This window comes from Oceanobacillus luteolus, assembly GCF_023715655.1.
Classification (GTDB): domain Bacteria; phylum Bacillota; class Bacilli; order Bacillales; family Amphibacillaceae; genus Oceanobacillus; species Oceanobacillus luteolus.
Map to the genome: position 1 here is coordinate 1 of NZ_JAMBON010000152.1, position 448 is coordinate 448.

Below are 448 nucleotides of genomic sequence, written 5' to 3' on the forward strand. Positions count from 1 at the left end.
TTTCTGTTCCTCTGGGTACTGAGATGTTTCAGTTCCCCAGGTCTGCCTCGTATATCCTATGTATTCAGATATACGTACTGCCCCATTACGGACAGTGGGTTTCCCCATTCGGAAATCCTCGGATCAATGTTTACTTACAACTACCCGAGGCATATCGGAGTTAGTCCCGTCCTTCATCGGCTCCTAGTGCCAAGGCATCCACCGTGCGCCCTTATTCACTTAACTAAGTCACAGTAAATAAAGCTTACTTTTTTGCCTATTGGTCAATAAAGACCACAAATAGCTTCCGCTTCCTATATATGGTTGCTTTAGCTAGTAAATTTTGATGTCGTTGTTACTCTTATTTAGTTTTCAAGGTACAAGCAGAGAGATTTGCTCCCTCAAAACTGAACAAACAACACAGTATGTTTCATCTAACGAAGTTAGATGTTCCGAATAATATCCTTAG

Annotated in this window: 1 rRNA gene; it reads right to left on the minus strand. The window is 41.5% G+C overall.

Annotated elements, in window-relative coordinates:
* Window positions 1-225 (minus strand): 23S ribosomal RNA (locus M3210_RS20160); the annotation flags it as partial.
* Window positions 226-448: the final 223 nt, after the last annotated feature.